The following is a 19,180-nucleotide window of genomic DNA, read 5'->3' on the forward strand; positions in this document are numbered from 1 at the left end:
GTAGCAAAAGCCTCTTGAGGTTTTACTTGTCTAAATTGTGCTTAATTATCTGCTCTACCACACCATCCATCGTCTTTGAGCTAATCTCCGGCTTCAAATACAAGGAATGATACTCAACACCTGTTCGGTCTATATAGGCGGCTTGTAAGCCAGCAGATAACGCACCATGAGTGTCCCAATCGTGAGTAGCGACAAGACGAAGGTTATCGACAGGCTCTTGTAAAGTTTCTGCTGCAAATTTATACACGTCTGAATTTGGTTTGAAACTGCCTGTTTCTTCAACAGAAATGACGGTGTCGAAATAATCTTCTAAGCCCGAGTTCTTGATTTGAGAAGTGATAAGGTCGAGGGATGAGTTGGAAAACGCGACTGTTTTAAAACCACTTTTACGCAACTTATGTAAAGACTCTTTGATATCAGTGTGCGGTGGTAGATTGGCAAAGGAAGTTAACAAAGCATCTTTGCTTTCCGCCGTTAAATCACACTTGTACCGCTGTGCAATAGCGTCGAGCGCTGCATTCGCTAATTCAGAAAAAGTAGATTTTACGTTTGTTGCGATGCAAACCGTTGAGGAATGTAAAAGCTTTGAAAACCAAAGCGATAGTGCATCCTCACTGCCAAATACCGCTTTAAATTTAGGCTGTAATGACTCCAAATTTAAAACCGTTTCATTTATATCAAACAGTACCACTTCTTTTTTCATGCGAAGAACCCAGATTTAATTGAATTTCATGCTTACATAATCTGCTCTGACGATACGGTTTTCAACTTCGATTTAAGTAATTTATGCTTTACTCTCTAATTTGAAAAGGGGCTGGAATGCGTCAGCGACAACCCGTCAACTCAGGTCTGGCGTTGCTTCATAAGTATCAGGCAACGCCAAATCTTTAGCTTAATTTGCGGCTTCTATGGTGCCTTTGAAAGTGCTGTCTAAAAAGTCACTAATCTCTTGTGAGTGGTAAATTGAGATGATCTTTTTATACGTTTCATTATTTTTGTCTTCTTCTCGCGCCGCTACAACCATCACGGCTAAAGGTGCATCTTTCTTCTCTAAGTAGATACCTTGTTTCTTAGGATCGAGTCCAGCCGACATCACATAGTTCATGGTGATTGCAGCAGCATCTACATCGTCAAGAGAGCGTGGTAACTGCGCGGCATCCACTTCAACAAATCGAATGTTCTTCGGGTTGCTAACAATATCGTTTAAAGATGCGTTGAAACCAGCGTTGTCTTTTAATGAAATCAGCCCGGCATCTTCAAGTAGTAATAGTCCACGCCCGCCATTCGTTGGGTCGTTTGGAATCGCGATTCGTGCGTTATCAGGGATAGAGTCAAGCGAAGTGTACTTGTTAGAGTAAACGCCCATACGCATCAAAATTGAACGTCCGATAGAAACTAACTGGCTATCGTGATTGGCATTAAAGTTGTCGAGAAATGGCTGATGTTGGTAACTATTGAGTTGAATACTTCCATCGTCCAATGCTGCGTTAGGGGTGATGTAGTCTGAGAATTCGACGAGTTCAATGTTAATCCCTTGCTTTGCTGCTTCTTTGGCGACTGCCTGTACAACTTGTGCATGTGGGCCAACTGTCGCCCCTATCTTGATGACAGCCTCGTCTTTTTTTCCACATCCTGTTACGCCGAATACGAAAGCTAATGCCAACAGGGATGCTGTGATTTTTTTGTAGCTGTTCATGATAACTCCATTTAATTAACCAAAAGACATATAGGCGTCTAGATGTCTATATTATCTATTTATGCGATCGGGTCAATAGGTTTGTTAGAAGCAAAGCTAGATTGATATTAAGAGGTTAGATTGATATTAAGCAGCTAGGTGTACTTAATACCAGAATGTCGACACCCCCAAACCTACCTGTAGGGCAAGCCCATGTAGCGTTGAGAAAACAAAGGCCTCGCACGTATGAGGCCTTTTGGGTTTCGTTGAATAAGGTATAGGGCAGTAACTTGGAATTTAAAGAAAACGGGTTCGGTAAAGCTGCCTATTAAGAAAGCTTTTTATTAAAGAACTCAAGTGTACGTGCCCACGCTAACTCTGCTTCTTCTTCAGCATATCGACCTGTTGAATCGTTATGGAAGCCATGATTCACACCGTCATAGATGTAAGCGGTGTAGTCTGCCTCAATCTCTTTGAGTTCAGCTTCATACTCTGGCCAAGTTGCATTCACACGTTTGTCGATTCCCGCAAATTGGATGAGCAATGGCCCTTTAACATTCTTTCTTAAATCTGGTGCGGCAGGAGTACCATAAAACGGAACGCCCGCATCCAGTTGTTCTGGCATTGCCGCCGCCAACATATTTACGATATAGCCACCGAAGCAAAATCCGACTGCGCCTAGCTTACCGTTACTTTTTTCATGAGATTTCAAAAAGTTTGCAGCGGCGATAAAGTATTCTTCGATTTTCTCTCTGGATAATGATTTTTGCATTGCTCGACCTTCATCATCATTACCTGGATACCCACCAAGCGAATAGAGTGCATCAGGTGCAAACGCAATAAACCCCGCGGCTGCGAGTCGTCTTGCCACATCCTTTATATATGGGTTTAAGCCTCTATTTTCATGAACAACTAAGACAACTGGCGCATTATCAGCTAACTCTTTTGGTACCACTAAATAACCACGGCCTTCTCCGTATCCTTTAGGTGAAGGAAATGTCTCGTAGGTTGCTGTGATGGAAGGATCATTGAAAGAGACTTGCTCTGCCTGCGCATAATTAGGGATCAGTGCAGAAGTTAGCGTTGTCATGGTTAAGCCAAGTACAGCCAACCCAGATAGACGAGCCATAAATTCTCTGCGATCAATCAGACCGTGCGCATATTCGTCATACCAATCAAATGCTTCTTGAGGGATAGATCGAGTTGGATCTGATTGAGACTCGGTACTTTGATTCATAACTTTTCCTTGTTGTGAGTTGTTTTACCAATCAACTATAGTGGAAATTTCAATATATTTGAACGATCGCTCAATATCTTTTAGGCTATTTGTTATATCAAAGTACAAAAATTAGATGACAGTCAGATAAAACGATCACTTCGGAATCGATTCCCATCTCTTAGGTTTGTTTTACTGAATCAATCAACACAAGGTTGATGTAAGTGATTAAGTCAGTGAAGTAGGGCGGTTTTGATTATTGGCTTTGAGGAAGTTCTAGCTTTAAATTGGGCAAAGCTTGTTTTTTTCTTAATATGAATATTTAACTACCACATTTTGTTAACGTTCAACAATGCAATCGCGCCCTTGAGATTTTGCGTCGTAGAGGGCGTTATCCGCTCTTTTAATTAATGAATTCCAGTCATCGTTTATGAGAGCTTGAGTCACTCCAATGCTGACAGTATACCTGCCAGATGAGAGCTCTTGATTGGAGTTGTGTTTTGCGTGGTTCCTTATTCTTTCAGCTATTTGCATTGCTTGAATTTTATTCGCTCTAGGTAACATGACAACAAACTCCTCTCCACCATAGCGAAAGCAGAAATCGCTTGTTCGGCATGTATCTTCAAGAATTTGACCAAAGTGCTTAATTACATCATCTCCCTTGTCATGACCATAGGTATCATTAATTTTTTTGAAATGATCTAGGTCGGCCATCAGCACAGAAATGTCACTCTCTCGGCCTGGTTGAACAAGCTTGGGTATCAGCTCTGCTAGGCCTCTACGGTTATAAAGGCCTGTTTGTTCATCAGTGATAGATGAGCGATAGGTTTGCTTTAATAAACGATCAGTTAAGATCCAAAACACTGAAAATGCGAGGCTAACAATTGTGATTGTCATGATAACGAAAGACAATTTATGAATATCTGATATCAGGTAATAGTTTGAATTCGTTCCTTTGGTATGAGCAAGTACGCCCCTCATTGCCATATAGAGAATGTTGATAAACAGGGTCAGGTTCAACAGGCACTTTGCTTCTCTGTTATCGTGTTTTTCCCCGGAATAGTTTGCACATAGGGCTAAGATACATATCGTCACAACGAGAATACTTCGAGCTTCGATCCTAGAAGTAACAGAAGGTGCGATTATGGCGCTATAAAGAAAGAAGCTAATGCCAAGGGAGCTAATGATCATTGATATTACGAGAAAAGATCGACTTGCTCCTCGTAACACGGTTATGCCGACGAGTAGTAAACCAAAAGCCGTTGCGTATGCACCATTGGAAAGAAAAACGATGGATTCTGAAGATTGAGTAACGCCGAATGAAAGTGGTGTAACACTGGCTCCTAACAGCAAAGCAGCATAAGCAATATAATTCACCCCTAAGGTGGTGCCTGCGAGTATATATTTATGCGTTAACAACATAGCACTCGCAACCGTGGCTGCTAACAAAGAGGTATATATAGCTAAGGTGTGTACATCCATGAAATCACCAACAACGTAAAAATGAACTCTCTCAATTCAGTATTACGCAATTTGTATTATTAATATTTAGTAGTTAATCATTATTAAACCATATGCTGATGCAGATCAATTTATGTTCAGGTGCGCGAGCTAGCACTAGGGCATTTCTGAACTAGAAAGTGTCACGTCAAAATTCAAGCCATCAAGATTCTGGACCCAATAGCGCCCCGCATTTACCTCACTGGCAACTTGGTCTTTGTTTTTACCTGACCGAAGGCGAAGCTGGATTCTATAGAGGCGATATTGGGTAGGCGGGTTAATTGTTTGCGGATGAATTGTTCATAGCTTTTGAGCGATTCACTGACCACATGCAAAAGGTAGTCGTGATTGCCTGTCATCAGAAAGCACTCTAATACTTCATCTATCACTTCAATGTGTTGTTCAAAGTCGCGCATATTCTCTTCAGTTGGCTTTTCAAGTTTCACCAACACAAACACATTCACAGGCAAGCCGCATGCTTCTTGGTCGACACTAGCGTGATAGCCGCGAATAATCCCTTGTTTCTCTAATGAGCGAACTCGACGCAAACAAGGAGAGGGTGAAAGTGCCACGCGATCGGCCAACTCTTGATTGGTGAGCCGAGCGTTGCTTTGCAGTTCAGCCAGTATTTTCTTATCGATCTCGTCCATTAGCATAATCCATCAATATCGAATTTAGTTTGGCAATATTATTGCTCAAAGTGTATGTCTTACTTCGCAAATAGCAATTTTTAACATCTGCCCAAAACTAAAATTAAAGGAGGAATAACAAGCATGGAATGACTTAGGAATTATGAATACTTCAACTCAACTTAGCCCGCTGCGTAAAACCACCAAACACGAACAAGCAGAAGCTCTTGCCATTGAGCAGGCAAAACACTTTGGTATCGACCCAAATAGTGATTACGGCGTCACACTGATTGAACTGGCGGCGACATTGTATAAAGCCAATACCAAGACGCATGACCTTTGGGCGTTAACCGTTGATGGGCTTTCAGAGCTTGACAAGAGTGACCGAATCGCTTGGTTTAACGCTAAACGCTTTCTGTCATTCCAGATCGCTAAGATCCTCGACAATCTGCAAAACCCAATGCGCGCGACTTACCAATCTATTGCCACCAATAATGGTAATTTTGCGTCTAAAGGCGCGTATCCTATCTTCGATAATGTTGCTGCTATTTTCTCTGCCAGTCCTGTGATTACTCGCACCGCGACCTATTTGTTTGCGTGTACAGAATGGATTGAAGATGCGTTCAACGGTAAAGAGCCGCTGCACGATATTTACTCTCGTCTTCTCAATCCTACATCGATTTCACTGGCTAATCACATGGTTGATATTGAGGCAGGTTCTAGAGCCAACGAGTATCTCGCATGGAACTTTAACTCGGGGATGGCGGCTATTGATGGGTTGTTAAGCCACTTGCTCGGGCATGAAGACATTGTCTTGGCTTCACGCAATATCTATGGCGGTTCTTACCAGCTGTTGGAAGATTGGTTTGGCAAGCCTTCGAACCTGAATGTCGCGGTAGAGTGGGTCGATGGTTACTCTGGTGATGAGTTTGCGACTCGCCTAGATGAGGTTGCCGATAAATACGCTGATCGCCTCGCTGCGGGTAAGAAAATCTACGTTTACCTAGAGTCACCGTGTAACCCGCATGGATACGTGTTGGATGTTGCTAGTATCAGCAAAGCTGGTCACGTTCGTGGTTGGGATGTGATTGTCGACTCAACAGTAGGTACGCCATTGTTGCACCCAGTACTAAAACGCGATGATGTTATGGAAAGGCCAGATTATGTTATTCACTCTTACACCAAAGAACTGGCGGGTTCCGGCACCACAACGGCTGGGGTAGTCATCGGTCGTAACGAGACCATGTTTGTGCCAAAAGGAGAAGAGGTCACCTGTAACAAACCTAACGGCGATGAGGTCACTATTCCATGGAACGAAACGCTGTTTTGGAATGTGTATTACATTAAAGGCGCATTCTTAGATGCAGACAAAGCGTTTGAAGTGCTTAACGGCATGAAAACGTATGAGATGCGTGTGGTACAGAAAACCATTAACACACTGACTCTCGCGAAGATCTTTGATGCTCACCCAGACATCAATGTGTCGTGTCCTGCTTTGCCAGACAGTGATAACTATGAACATTGCCAAAATAACATGTACTTAGGATTACCAGCGGCGCTGTTTACTATCGATATGGAAGGCAACGGCGATCGGGCGCCAATCAATCGTGATGGGTTTAAACAGTTCTTCGACATGCTTGAGCCTGCTATCGGCATGCAAGTGAGTCTAGGGCAAACCAACACCGTGGCGCTGTGTCCGGCACTAACTACGCACTCTGAACTCAGTGATGAGGCGCTCAATGAAGCAGGCATCCAACCGACCACAATGCGTATCTCTATCGGCTTAGAAGATCCTCGAATGTTCATCGCTCATATAGTCGAGGCGGCCAAATTGTCCATTGACCGTAAGCACGCCGACTTCTCATCTAGCTTCCCGAGTGGCGACAATATCGATGAAATCTATATGCAAACCTATATGGATGTGCACCAGAGGTTTGTGAAGAGCTTGCCGAAGTTCAGTCAGCTTACTCAGTAACTTAGGTCAGTAAGCTAAGCTGGCAATAAAGGTTAGCAAGAAAAGTCAGTGAAGTAGGGTAACTGTAACCGTTAGAGTGCAGTTATAATCACTAGATAGAAAAACTAAGGCCGCGCGCGAGGCCTTAGTTTTAGAAGGCTCTCACTGTGTAGTTTCATCGAGTGCTATTCAATTGGTGCTTGGAAAGCGACTCTGTTGATGACTTATTACTGGGCGAATACTGAATAACAAAGAGCAAGAGCTCTAGAAAAGGAATGATTTTCGTAAAAAGTAAAATTATTCGATTAAGATAGCGTTTAAGATCACCATTAAGATCATATGGTTATGTTTTTTTTGGGTATTGTCATTCTACGTATTTTCAACATGAATGAATTATGAACGCTACTTTCATCCGCGATTAATACCACCTCCTGCATAGTACACCCATCAAAACAAACTATGACTCCTTAGAGGTTCTTATGAAAAACGTACTTATTGCTACTACACTGGTTCTGGCTTCAGGCTTAGCAACAGCAAACACTTTACCAGCAACGGGCGGATTTAATGGCCCGACGGCTAGCGCTCCTGTTACGGTTGCTCAAGTCCTAGAAGCAAGAGATGATACCCAAGTTCAGGTGACGGGTAACATTGTGCACTCTTTGGGAGATGACGAGTACAAGTTTACTGATGGCAAAAACACAATTGTGATCGAAGTAGAGGATGAAGCTTGGGCTGGTTTGACTATTGCTCCAAATGACAAGATAACGATTGTTGGCAACGTTGAAAAAGATAGCTGGGAAGAGGCAACAATTGAAGTTGATAGAATTGCGATTGGTAGCTAAATCGAGTGAATGCAGTAGTAACTGAAGCGATAACTTAAACCTCAAAGGAGCTCATTGTGGCTCCTTTAAAGTTTTAGAACTATGACAAATAGAGAGCATGTATTTACTTTGTGCTATTGCTCATAACTCATAGCTAAGTGCCATACCCGTCCAACATTAATTCAGTAAACAGTCTCCGTCTCTAATAAAGCTAGATTCTTAGGTAATAGACTGAATTTCGGCTGTACCAACCCATTTTTGTGTTTGAGACCAAATATAGCGGTGACTCATTTTGGGGAAAACGGTGTAACTCTCTCTGCTCACTCGTTTACTATTTGGGCTGGTGGCCAGTCTTCTTCGCAAGCTCTTGCATAGCCTCGGCAAACGTTGTTGTCCCGCCTTTAGCTTTAACCTGTACCACCTTATACCCCAGATTTTCCAGCGCTTGGCGCTCTGCTAAAACATCTTTATCATCTGGCTGACTGCCTTGTACTGGCTGATGAATGTAACACCCTTCGAGTTGACCATCTTCGACCAGTTGGTGGTGTTTTAGTGCATTGATATCAAAATTCATAGTAAGTCTTTTCGTTTAAAATGGAGAGTCTCTGTGGCAAAGGCCGCGAGTATTTATAATTTGATTGTTTGTACCATACGGCATTTTAACCATAAGAAGCTAGTGTAAATACAGTAATCCAAAGGAATGTAACTGGGTACGGCTTACTTCTTCAACCTCTTATTGATAGTCGGAAAGGGGAGTAACTGAATGCGAACGTTACAAGTGATGCTGTATATTCAGCGATCAAGAATGTTCTCCCCTCGGTCGTTAATCTAAAGAGATCGTTGAACTTCATTTGAGGGGAAAATATCGAGCCTGTCCTAATGGAGTAGTACATCTTTTGTCTTGGTAAGATTCTGACAATGGACTTTAAAATCGTTATCACTAGTCGTCGTTTTAATGATAAGTCAATCAGCAAAGTTTCCTAAAACATATGTATTATTTAACTATGCCTGAAATTCAATAACATGTTGGCCAAAGGGTACTGGTGGTTCTAATAAACATTCAATTTTTATACTCTTAAGAACCCTAAATCTTGTACCGTGAAATTGGCTAAGTTTGGAAAGATATAATCCATTGCACTATCACTTGTCACTCCCATCCATTTTGCGATTGTCGCACCAATTTGCTCCACAGAAGTCGTCGGAATCATTCGCCCTTTATTGAAATCATTCTCCCCATCCAAGATTAATGATGGCCACTGTCCGTATAGCTGCCCACTATTTAATGCTCCGCCCATCACAAGATGATTGCTTGCCCAGCCATGGTCTGTCCCGGTGCCGTTGCTCGCTAGGCGTCGACCAAAGTCAGACATTGTCATTGTTGTTACTTTATCGCTCAGCCCCGCGGCTTCCATTGACTGATTGAACGCTGCAAGCGACTGACTCAAAGCACTCATCAATTCCGCATGGTCATTCAACTGGTTGGCATGTGTATCAAAGCCACCTAAGCCGACAAAATAAACTTGCTTCTGATGCCCTAGTTGATCGCTCGACTTAATCAATCGCGCGACCGTATGTAACTGATGACTTAGAGAAATGTCAGGGAAATGCCCTTCTTCAGGTATTGAATCAATCGCTGAAGCTAGTGTATCTCGTATTGAAATTGAATCACTCTTCACACGATCAAACTCTCTTCCAAACGCAGTCAGAGGAGATAGGTTCATCACCTGATCAAAGCTTTTACGGCGCTGAGCGTTATTTATAGCATTCACTTTAGGCAACGACGAGGCATTAATAAGATTGGCACCATAGTCGCTGCCATTTAATAGCTGAGCGTATCCATTAAGGCTAAATGTTGGGCTAATTGTATCTGTATCGCTACTGAGTACGTCCATCATTCTACCTGCCCAGCCTAACGTTGTTGTACTTCCAGACCAACCGCGTTGCCATTCAGTTTGCTGCGAATTATGAGAGAATAAAAACGGTGGCATCGCATGCGTTCCGTCCTTTAACCCCGTTTTTGTTGAAGGTTCAATCAACACTCCGCTGTTTGAAATGGCGACCATTTTTCCGCTATTGAACAAACCTTGAGCATCAATCATTGATGGGTGTAAACCTAATGTCAGACCTGAGCCTGTATTCAATGACAAAGGCAATAATGATGCTTGTGAGATGGCAATATCTGGACGAGCTGCTGCGTATTCATCATAGTGTGCATTATCGTTGGGCACCAACATGTTAAAGCCATCATTTCCGCCGAACAAAAACACACAAACTAGCGCTTGATAATCATTATTTGGCAGCGCATGTGCAGAGCCAGTTCCCATCATTGAGACAACTGGTGTCGAAGCCATAGCCGCTAATAGTTGACGACGTGAAATCATTGGGCTAATTCCTCAATATGAAACTCTTGGCTAGTCACAACAATATACAGTGCATTGCGGACCTTTAAACTTTGCTGCGTATCGCGAAGGCTTTTTAAAGACTCCAATACCACGGCTCTGAGTGGCTCACTCATTCTCTGAGACAGTAAACGCCTCTCAACTTCTTCGATCAATGCTATGTGGTCATTAGCGACCGCTTCTAAAGGTGCTGTATTTATGACAATGCGTTTAGGATTATCTTCACCCTCGTAATTTGTTCTGCCCGTTGCATTCCAAAACTGATTATTGGTGAGAATGAAATTATTCCAGCTCAGTATCTCGAACTCTGGTGCAACATCATTTGCGGCAGCGATCTCACCATTTGGGGCGTAGTCAGGAGAAAAGAAATTGAACACACTGGGCGAACCTAGCGGAGACTGCCCATATGACCCGAACATGTCGATAGAGTTATGGAATCGCCCCGAAGGATCGGCTGATTTTGCTTCAAATGCGCGGAGAAAATTGGTCATCGCGATTAAAGGCTCTTTCATCTTGGCGGGCGATCGAACACTGCCGCTAAGCGCTTCACGATCAGTTAGAATCCCGCGAATTACCGCTTTAAGATCACCTCTAACCCCCTCACCATTGTCGGCGAATAGTGCACTAATTCGAGCAATATAAGCAGGGGAAGGGTTCGAGGTCACCAGTCTTTGGATAAGGTGTTTACTGATTAACGGAGCCGTATTGGGGTGATTAAGCAACATATCCATCGCCTGTGCCATATCTTGCTCAGCGGTTTGTCCTTGTGCAAATACCTCGCCTATCACCACCTTTTCTTCATCATCATGGCGCTCAGGATAAGCGACCATTGGCAGGAACCAATTCCCATCTTTAGAACCCCACGATGGTCTAGCTTTCTCAGCTATGTGCCAACCAGTAAATACCCGTGCAAGGTTTTCTATGTCATCCTGCGAGTAAGTTGGAATCAATTGCCCCTGACTATCAAGTTTCTCTGTACCATCGGAATTTAATTCATAAAGCCCGATGCTAAACAATTGCATAACTTCACGTGCATAGTTTTCATCAGGGAAGCGATTACTCTCTGGATCAGCTTTTTGATTAGCCATCATTGACAAATAATCGCCCATCGCTGCATGAAGCGTCACTGATTCAATCAGATCACGATAATTGCCAAAAGCATGCTTGATGAGCATGTCATAGTAGTCGGTCATCTCTAGCGTGCGACCACCCAAGCTAGCGCCATACCGTGAAATCACAAAAATTTCACTCAATGCAAACGCGACTCGCTGTCGTAATTGGTCTGCTGCATTAATGCTGATATCCCACCAAACTGCCACGCGATCTGCTTGATTGTAAGTGTCTTTATCAGCTTCCAGTGAGTAAGATTTCAGGCGTGTTGAGTGCAAACTTGGGGCCGCAGAAAACTGCTTATCTAGCCAATTGATATAGCCTAAGTTTTCTAATTCTTGATAGGAGTTTGGCTGTGGGCCAAATGTCGAACGATAGAGAAGGTCGTAACGCTGATCTTGAGTCAGGGAAGCAGGTTCAGGAGTTCCACCATTTCCCGAACTGCTATCTTCTCCGCCACAAGCCGAAAGCAATGAGAGGCTAACGAAGCATATACATAATTTGAAGCTAAAACGCTTTAACATAAAAAACTCAGAAATCTTATTACTGCAGGTGATTTTCCGCACACTAACGAAGATCATCATTTACAGCAATCTAACCCAATATAAACTGTGCGACGGGTTCATATTTGACAATGAGGCAGCAAAATAACTCAAACCATGTCGTTGAATACGATATAGGCATATCTATCTAGCCTTAAAAAATAAAAAGGTCGTGCGATCTATCTCTTCTAAAGGCAGTCTTTCTCAGTCAATGATTAATCTATCGGTCATAAGGCAGACTACGAATTTATATTACTTATGTGATACATAAATTTGATATTTACAGGGTGCAGACAACTTATAGCAGCACAGATACATATTAACAAAATTCGATTGAGTTAAAGGTCTAACGTAAAAGAACTAACTGACAACAGCAGCGACATTGACGTTAATAAAGCACAACTTTTTTTATCATTTAAGCCAATTTGCATATTAGTAAATTTTCACATGAATATAACAATATAACTTTGAAAATAAGGGAGTTTTAACGGAGTCTATGAATTTACTACAATGAGACCTAGGGCCCAATGCTAGAGTATCAGAACATTTCAACGCCCCCCTGATGTAAGAATTTAAGACCGTGAAGTAGGGATGAAGTGTGTAGTTGCTCAGTAGCAATCAATGGAGAGATAAAAATGAGGCCTCGAGTTTGCGAGGCCTTTTATTATTACTGGTTATATATTTAGTGTTGCAATATCGATGTGCGTGTTATGCCGTTTACCGTAGCATTAGCTACGATATTTAGCTTACCGTCAGCGCCATAAAATACAAATTTAGGCACAGTGGTGTAAGTGCTATTTCCTATTGTGGTATTAGGGAGAATAATCGTTTCTGACAGGTTCAAATGGTTTGAAGTCAACACCATTACCTTGTTGCTTTGCCCTTCGAGAGAGTAAGCGATTTTGGTGGTATCGTGAGACTCATCCAGTGTTTGAATTGTAGAAGAGTAAGGCCACGAATTGAGTTCAGGTAAAGTGATTCTTCCTGCGTAAGTCATGTCAAGCCCAGCGTCACTTGACGTATTCAATCTCACTCCACACTGCGTGTAGATGAATGTGCCATTATGGTTGAACCAGAAATTATCGCAGAAACTGTAGTCGCCATGGTAAGGGGAATCGACAGGTCTTGCTGGGTTTTCCGGATCCGAAATGTCCGTCTTAGCGACATCTTCAGGGCTAATATTTGTATCTAAACTGTAGAAAGCTTGGCTGCTAGGGCTGATTTTGAGTACCGTTTTTTCGTAGTACCCCCAGTCACTTTTAGACTCTACAGAACCGCTTTCAAGATTAATGACTTGTAGGTCAACCCATTGATCCGTTTTAGGTAAAGTCCAAGCGTAGTTACCATTGGTGGTTAAATCAAAAATATCATGGGAATGGTAGATATTAGATACTTGGGTATCTATTGGAGAAGAGGCGTTGTATTCAAGTGTCGTTATCATCGCATCGTGGCCGACCACAAAGCGATTAGTACCACTAATGTTATCGACAGTGACAGCTGATGGCGATCTATAAAGGTCTATCTCATAAGCTGTAGCATCGTTCAGGCTATAAAAGTAGATCGCGTTCTTTGGGCTATCAGATACAACAGCAATTACATTTAATGCATCGGAATAAATCGCATCGACAGTGTTGTGGGTCGGTGCGCTATCAAAATCGATAACAGAAATACTTGGTGTTGTTGGAGATCCTCCATCTGGATCTGGGCTTGGATCAGGGTTTGGTGAAGTGTTATTGATCTTGTAGCTGACGGGAACGGTTAGTGGACTGCCTTCGATCGGATAGCTACAGTTATAGTCGTAACAGACGTCCACATTGAGAGTTGAGTTAAATGATCCAAAACCAACGACGGATGGCGTTTCTAAACTCATATTTAGCCCGATGTTAGAGGGACTAATAAAAGGCGTAACGGATGTAACAAATGAGCTATTGGCTCGAGCTTCTACGCGAAGGTTGTGCAGATCAGAACCAGAAAGATTGATGGCATCAGATACGTTCTGGTATACGTTCACATCAGTGAGTTCTGCTACTGTTTCAATGTTCGGAACGGCTAGCTCTACTTTATGATCAAGTGTCACTTTGTTGGTTAAACTGATGGCGACTGGCGAGCCAGAATAGTGTTGGCTACAATACTCATCGTAACAAACGGCGAACTGAGCCGTTGTGGATTTTGTCCCATTGCCAACTTCATAACCAGGTTTCAAGTATACGCTTACGTGACCCGTGCCATTGTTATTAATGTTGTATTCAACACGAGATATCAAATTTCCGCTGTCATTCATGATGCCATAATAGAGATTGTCTCCTGCGTTATAGTTTACACTGAAAGGGATATTTACATAGGTTTCTTCAAACGCGCCAGACTCCATTTGATAGCTGGTTTGTGCAACATTGACGGCACTAGATGATGGACTACTATCACTACCACCACAGCCAGTTAGAGCCAATACAGATAAAGCGGATGATACCTGATAAAACTTATTCCATGTCATATAATTTAATTCAATCCATAATGCCTAAATCATTGATATATTTAATCATACCAACATAATCGTATGCAATATGTTTGCTAGTGGTATTCGTCGCATTTCAAGCATAACTCTTAAGATCTGCGCGACCATTTTTGCGTTCTTAGTTCACTCTAGAATAGAGTTTGATTTTGTGCGTAGGACTTGAAGAAAAGGAACTGAATACCGATCGTGATAAGTACAAGACAAGTGCGGCTTCAGTTTAGTGACAAAGAACGTTCTCCCCCTCGGTCGTTAATCTAAAGAGATCGTTGTTCGTCATTTGACGGGGAGGTTTTTAATGATCAACTTGAATCTGAGTATTGGTCATCATTGCGATGAGACTTGCAATCCTTTTGCGCATCTCACGTCTATCAATAATCATGTCTAATGCGCCATGCTCTAATAGGAACTCGCTCTGCTGAAAATCTTCAGGTAACTTTTCTCGTACTGTTTGCTCAATTACACGACGCCCGGCAAAACCAATTCTCGCTTTGGGTTCACCGATATTTATATCACCTAACATTGCAATACTTGCCGATACACCGCCAAAAGTTTGATCGGTTAATACGGAGATATAAGGGAGCTTTGCATCTGATAGTCGCATTAAAGCAGCACTTGTTTTTGCCATTTGCATTAAAGCCATGAGCGATTCTTGCATGCGCGCTCCACCACAAGCCGAAAAGCATACTAATCCACAGTTAGTCTCGATGGCTGCATTAACAGCATCAACAAAGCGAGCGCCCACAACGGCACCCATTGAGCCAGCCATAAAAGAAAATTCGAAAGCGCACGCCACAACAGGCATCCCTAACAACTCTCCTTGTATCGCGACTATTGCATCTTTCTCACCTGTACTTTTTTGGGCTAGGGCAAGGCGCTCTGTGTAGCGTTTATTGTCTTTGAAACTGAGCAAATCTTGCGGCTCGTGTTGTTTGCCTAACTCAGTTTTCATACCTTTATCTAAAAAACTGTCTAAGCGACAGCGTGCCGACATCCTCATGTGGTGATCGCATTTTGGACATACCTCCAGATTTTCTTTAAGGGCTATGCGGTACAGGATCTGGTCGCAAGAGGGGCATTTTGTCCATATGCCTTCTGGAATATTCGCTTTACGCGTACTGATTATATTTTTCTTATCTAATAGTTTTTCTATCCAACTCATTGGAAACCTTATCCAGTTCACTTTTAATGATGAGTATTGTATAAGCCTGTTTCTGGTAATAAAGTGGCTAATATTGGCTTTATAATCCAACTGGGTGGGATTATTAGAATGGGTGGGATTAATGGGAATGCTTGAGAAGATTGATCAACAATGGCTAAAAAGTTTTCACTGTGTCTATGAGAACAATAGCTTTAAGAGAGCTGCGGAGTTTCTGTGTTTGCCGACATCAAACGTCAGTCGTCATATCGCGTTGCTAGAAGAGCAGCTGGATGCTCGACTTTTTGATAGAACGACTCGCCGAATTTCTTCGACAGAAGCTGGGGACCACCTCTATCTACGAACTCAGCCATTGTTGGATAAACTCAATGATGCTCTTGAGGAGGTGACACAACACTCTCGTGAAGTCATAGGGCAACTCAATGTTTTAATGCCAGACTCACCTGACTTGGCCCAAGCCGTCGTTTCGTTTTGTACTCAATATCCATCTATTTCATTATGTTGTGATACGAGTATCAGCCCTAAAGAGGATCCGCTTGACGGGTTTGACGTTATTTTGAGTTTTCATCGAGGGAAGCTAGAGGATAACAATTGGATAGCGAAAGAGATTAAGCGTTGGACTAGTGTTGTTGTGGCTTCACCCAAACTTCTTCATACATCTTCTAAGCCTTTTAAGATTACGGATTTGAAACATGTACCTTGTATTAGCAGCTTTACCGCGTTAAATGGTATGCCATGGGTATTTAAGAACGAAACAGGTCAGGTAATTACTCAAAGAGTAAAATCTGCATTTAAAGTGAATAGTGGACAACTCGCTAAAGCAGGTGCATTGGCTGGTTTGGGGCTTGCGATACTCCCTGCTGAATTCTGTCGTAATGAAATAGATTCGGGTTCTCTAGAAGTTATAGAGCTTGAATACGAACCTGAAGACTTGGTGCTATATGTCTTTTATGCTTCTAGAAAGCACATAGCGAAAAAGGTTCCAGTGTTCATTGAGCACTTACTACATCAAGCAAATCTAGACGGGCAAAAATAACAGAAAATGCGGAGGCTAGGGGCTCTTCTCTAGGTTAGAGATGTACTCACTATTGATGGATAAAACTAAGACCTCGCGTTTGCGAGGATTTTTGTTTTTCGGGTAGTGATAACAAACTTTTTGACATAAATGAGCTACAACTTCCCCTAAGTTAGCAATTCATAGATAACTAAAGGTATGGAAAGTCGCTTAATGTAGCGTCTAGTATTGATGGTGCAGATCACTGACAAGCATACGGACCTTCATGACAATATGCTTTTTCAAATATTTAAAATCATGCTCTCTAATGCCTATCAAAAAAGAAGCCCAAACAAAGGATTGGGCTCAATTCAATCATCATAAAACCATTGTCATGGTGGTTATATTCCGATTAATTTCCCCAGATTTGGCTTACAAACTCAGGATGGTCAATAAACGGATTACGATTCCCTTGGAAATCATGTACCGCCTTATTTCGGTCGATTTCTTTTTGGCTTACTGGATCTTCAGAATGCCAACGCTTTAGCATGGTAAGTAGCCAAGGTTCAAAAACGGTTGTATTGGTTCCATCCAGAACGGCGTCAGAGCTTGTAGAGTTCCCTTCCCAATTAGCGATTTCATTTTCATAGCGTGTTGCCATGTAGAAATATGCTCTTGCGAAATCACCTTTAAACTCATCAATTGGCTCAAACACCGTACCTGCATAACCAAGAGAGTTTGCTGCACTGCCTAATTGAGAACCATTGCTTGATGTGTATGTAGCACTACTTACCTCACCAAATGGCCAATTACTACGTTTCGAGTTAACGTAGCCGTCAGTGGCAAATAAATGGTGACCGTCAGAGTTCATTGGCTCGACTTTCCCACCAAACCAGCTTTTCGGGAATGAGTGCTCACGGTTGTAGCAATCACCTTCTTTGCTGTATTGACCACATTGATCGGCCACCTTAGTAAATTTGATTGAATCTGAGCCTGAAGGTTTCTCCGAATACATATCGAGAATCGACCCATCAGTGTCATAGTATGCGTCTAGGTCAGCCTCAGACACTAATGTCCAAATAGCGGTGTAACCCTGACTACTATGATTATCAATAATTTGATATAAGGCCGTTTTTAACGCAAAGCCCACTTTGCCTTCAGCGTCTTTGTAATACTCACCTAACACTGGTGGTTCAGTTGGTGGTTCAGTTGGTGGTGTAGTAGTTGAGCCACCAATCGTAAATTCTGTACTCTGACTTGCTTGGAAATCACCACCAGATGCCACAACGGTTCCGTTTACCGACAAACTGTATGAACCATTCCCCACACTGCAGCACATTCCATCTCCATAAGAGTCTGAGACTTCTAGGGTGTAGCTACCATCCGCTAAACACATTTCCACTTCATTGTTGGTGTTACTTTGATAGTCTGAACCAGAATAAAGAGTTTGAGAAACTGAGTTTTTGAGAGACCAACTGGTTTCAGAACCATAGTTATCCGTCACTAGCGTGAATGCGGCACTTGTGTCATTGCAGCTTTGTGTTGGTGGAGTCTCCGTAGGCTGAAAGTTATCTAAATACACCACTTCCGAACCATCAAAACCTGCATCATCATAAAATCGTATGCCCACAACGATATCTTTAGTGCTGGTAGCGCTGTACGAGTGAGTTAATGCTTGCCACTGATTCGTTAAACCATTATTCGAGTAGCCTAAATAGCCATCAACAAAAAGGCGAGCTTTCACGTTACCTTCAGTGTGATAAACATCGACAGAGAAATCATAAGTTTTCCCTTGTTCAACACTTATCGTTTGAAGTAAGTCGGTATTACTTTGAGTACTTGTATTCACTGTTACTTGCGCAGAGAAACTGCCGTTATTTACAGGGTCGGTAGAGAGGGAAAGTGCAATGCCGGAGTCAATCACACTCCATCCAGATGGTACGTTTCCTTCCCAGTTTTCGAAACTTCCATTTTGCATTTGCGCATGCGCACTCGCTGAACAAAGTAATGCAACGCCACTTAGTGTTATTATTCTATTTATCATATAACCTTCTGTTTAATCGGATAAAAACCAACTAAGCTTAGAAAGTAATCAAAAGATGAATGGGGATATACATCACATTTATAAATGTAAGCATTGTCACTTTTATTAATATATGTGATGTAAAGCAATGCGTTATCGATCTGTCAAATGCTTTCACACGCTAGATTATTGAAAAAAGGTTCATCTCGGCTTTCAGGGGAAAGCCGAGATGAACCAAAAAGAAGCACTTATCCACAAGCCCTGCCTACAGTAAATGTAACCTTTACTAAAGTTCGATCCCGTCCTTGCCTAATCAACTGAAAATTATGCATATAATTCGGTTTGGTTCTAATTTCTAGTTGAAAACCGTGCAAGCACATGTTACTTCCGATTCAAGACACGTTATCAATCAAAAAATTCCTTTTAGTTTTTATTATTCAATGACTTAGAAATAGTTGAACAACATGTTCGTGCGTAAGTGTGATTAAAGGTTAGTCTGTTGTGGATTAAAACATTTAGCTACATTGTTGGAACTCTAGACATCAGGAAAAGTAAGGCAAGTTGCAGGGATTGAACTTAGTCAATGAAAATTACTTTTTAATATGGATAAACACTTAGATCGTGTATTGATATTGAAGATCAGTTTCAT

14 protein-coding genes are annotated in these 19,180 nt (G+C 42.1%); 3 read left to right on the forward strand and 11 right to left on the reverse strand.

All coding sequences use genetic code 11. The features are described 5' to 3' along the window. Window positions 1-22: 22 nt before the first annotated feature. The 5 genes from AC3CH4_RS06405 to AC3CH4_RS06425 form a co-directional block, all read right to left on the reverse strand. The gene (locus AC3CH4_RS06405) at window positions 23-703 is read right to left on the reverse strand and encodes a haloacid dehalogenase type II (protein ID WP_488543471.1); all 681 of its coding nucleotides are present in this window, start codon (window positions 701-703) and stop codon (window positions 23-25) included. A 189-nt stretch (window positions 704-892) separates the two neighbouring features. Beyond that, on the reverse strand, window positions 893-1,696 hold the full coding sequence (locus AC3CH4_RS06410) for a MetQ/NlpA family ABC transporter substrate-binding protein (protein ID WP_065205432.1): 804 nt from the start codon (window positions 1,694-1,696) through the stop codon (window positions 893-895). Window positions 1,697-2,003: 307 nt separating this feature from the next. Continuing rightward, entirely contained in the window at window positions 2,004-2,912 is a 909-nt protein-coding gene (locus AC3CH4_RS06415; RefSeq protein ID WP_488543472.1) for a dienelactone hydrolase family protein, read from the reverse strand. 318 nt (window positions 2,913-3,230) lie between these two features. Beyond that, the gene (locus AC3CH4_RS06420) at window positions 3,231-4,373 is read right to left on the reverse strand and encodes a GGDEF domain-containing protein (RefSeq protein ID WP_054546519.1); all 1,143 of its coding nucleotides are present in this window, start codon (window positions 4,371-4,373) and stop codon (window positions 3,231-3,233) included. Window positions 4,374-4,585: 212 nt separating this feature from the next. Then, window positions 4,586-5,041, reverse strand: coding sequence for an Lrp/AsnC family transcriptional regulator (locus AC3CH4_RS06425; protein WP_017094327.1), 456 nt, complete (start codon window positions 5,039-5,041; stop codon window positions 4,586-4,588). Between the two features lie 142 nt (window positions 5,042-5,183). Between AC3CH4_RS06425 and AC3CH4_RS06430 the strand changes: the two genes are divergently transcribed. Together AC3CH4_RS06430 and AC3CH4_RS06435 are read left to right on the forward strand one after the other, a co-directional pair. Further along, complete coding sequence (locus AC3CH4_RS06430) at window positions 5,184-6,995, forward strand: PLP-dependent transferase (RefSeq protein WP_488543473.1); 1,812 nt, start codon at window positions 5,184-5,186, stop codon at window positions 6,993-6,995. Window positions 6,996-7,453: 458 nt separating this feature from the next. After that, entirely contained in the window at window positions 7,454-7,816 is a 363-nt protein-coding gene (locus tag AC3CH4_RS06435) for a NirD/YgiW/YdeI family stress tolerance protein (protein WP_017075181.1), read from the forward strand. 310 nt (window positions 7,817-8,126) lie between these two features. Here the strand turns inward: AC3CH4_RS06435 and AC3CH4_RS06440 are convergent, their stop codons facing one another. From AC3CH4_RS06440 to accD, 5 genes are all read right to left on the reverse strand, one after another. Beyond that, a complete protein-coding gene (locus tag AC3CH4_RS06440; RefSeq protein ID WP_114633339.1) occupies window positions 8,127-8,369 on the reverse strand; it encodes a hypothetical protein in 243 nt (80 codons plus the stop codon). Between the two features lie 493 nt (window positions 8,370-8,862). Beyond that, the gene (locus AC3CH4_RS06445; protein ID WP_473577413.1) at window positions 8,863-10,176 is read right to left on the reverse strand and encodes a DUF1501 domain-containing protein; all 1,314 of its coding nucleotides are present in this window, start codon (window positions 10,174-10,176) and stop codon (window positions 8,863-8,865) included. Further along, window positions 10,173-11,828, reverse strand: a complete 1,656-nt coding sequence (locus AC3CH4_RS06450) for a DUF1800 domain-containing protein (protein ID WP_488543474.1) — start codon at window positions 11,826-11,828, stop codon at window positions 10,173-10,175. Before AC3CH4_RS06450 ends, AC3CH4_RS06445 begins: the two co-directional genes overlap by 4 nt. A gap of 700 nt (window positions 11,829-12,528) precedes the next feature. Next, window positions 12,529-14,337, reverse strand: coding sequence for a hypothetical protein (locus AC3CH4_RS06455; protein WP_488543475.1), 1,809 nt, complete (start codon window positions 14,335-14,337; stop codon window positions 12,529-12,531). Between the two features lie 313 nt (window positions 14,338-14,650). Beyond that, window positions 14,651-15,517, reverse strand: coding sequence for an acetyl-CoA carboxylase, carboxyltransferase subunit beta (gene accD / locus AC3CH4_RS06460; RefSeq protein ID WP_488543476.1), 867 nt, complete (start codon window positions 15,515-15,517; stop codon window positions 14,651-14,653). A 121-nt stretch (window positions 15,518-15,638) separates the two neighbouring features. On the opposite strand from accD, the gene AC3CH4_RS06465 reads away from it, so the two are divergent. After that, window positions 15,639-16,550 carry a LysR family transcriptional regulator gene (locus AC3CH4_RS06465; protein WP_488543477.1) on the forward strand — a complete coding sequence of 304 codons (912 nt, stop codon included), beginning with the start codon at window positions 15,639-15,641 and terminating at the stop codon, window positions 16,548-16,550. A 370-nt stretch (window positions 16,551-16,920) separates the two neighbouring features. Here the strand turns inward: AC3CH4_RS06465 and AC3CH4_RS06470 are convergent, their stop codons facing one another. Further along, window positions 16,921-18,552, reverse strand: a complete 1,632-nt coding sequence (locus tag AC3CH4_RS06470; RefSeq protein ID WP_488543478.1) for an endonuclease — start codon at window positions 18,550-18,552, stop codon at window positions 16,921-16,923. Between the last annotated feature and the right edge of the window lie 628 nt (window positions 18,553-19,180).

Source organism: Vibrio sp. QJM3NY_26, from assembly GCF_057786005.1.

Coding starts and splice junctions, on each gene's coding strand:
- AC3CH4_RS06405 (WP_488543471.1), bottom strand. CDS start 703: ATGAAAAAAGAAGTGGTACTGTTTGATATAAATGAAACGGTTTTAAAT.
- AC3CH4_RS06410 (WP_065205432.1), bottom strand. CDS start 1,696: ATGAACAGCTACAAAAAAATCACAGCATCCCTGTTGGCATTAGCTTTC.
- AC3CH4_RS06415 (WP_488543472.1), bottom strand. CDS start 2,912: ATGAATCAAAGTACCGAGTCTCAATCAGATCCAACTCGATCTATCCCT.
- AC3CH4_RS06420 (WP_054546519.1), bottom strand. CDS start 4,373: ATGGATGTACACACCTTAGCTATATATACCTCTTTGTTAGCAGCCACG.
- AC3CH4_RS06425 (WP_017094327.1), bottom strand. CDS start 5,041: ATGGACGAGATCGATAAGAAAATACTGGCTGAACTGCAAAGCAACGCT.
- AC3CH4_RS06430 (WP_488543473.1), top strand. CDS start 5,184: ATGAATACTTCAACTCAACTTAGCCCGCTGCGTAAAACCACCAAACAC.
- AC3CH4_RS06435 (WP_017075181.1), top strand. CDS start 7,454: ATGAAAAACGTACTTATTGCTACTACACTGGTTCTGGCTTCAGGCTTA.
- AC3CH4_RS06440 (WP_114633339.1), bottom strand. CDS start 8,369: ATGAATTTTGATATCAATGCACTAAAACACCACCAACTGGTCGAAGAT.
- AC3CH4_RS06445 (WP_473577413.1), bottom strand. CDS start 10,176: ATGATTTCACGTCGTCAACTATTAGCGGCTATGGCTTCGACACCAGTT.
- AC3CH4_RS06450 (WP_488543474.1), bottom strand. CDS start 11,828: ATGTTAAAGCGTTTTAGCTTCAAATTATGTATATGCTTCGTTAGCCTC.
- AC3CH4_RS06455 (WP_488543475.1), bottom strand. CDS start 14,337: ATGACATGGAATAAGTTTTATCAGGTATCATCCGCTTTATCTGTATTG.
- accD (WP_488543476.1), bottom strand. CDS start 15,517: ATGAGTTGGATAGAAAAACTATTAGATAAGAAAAATATAATCAGTACG.
- AC3CH4_RS06465 (WP_488543477.1), top strand. CDS start 15,639: ATGGGAATGCTTGAGAAGATTGATCAACAATGGCTAAAAAGTTTTCAC.
- AC3CH4_RS06470 (WP_488543478.1), bottom strand. CDS start 18,552: ATGATAAATAGAATAATAACACTAAGTGGCGTTGCATTACTTTGTTCA.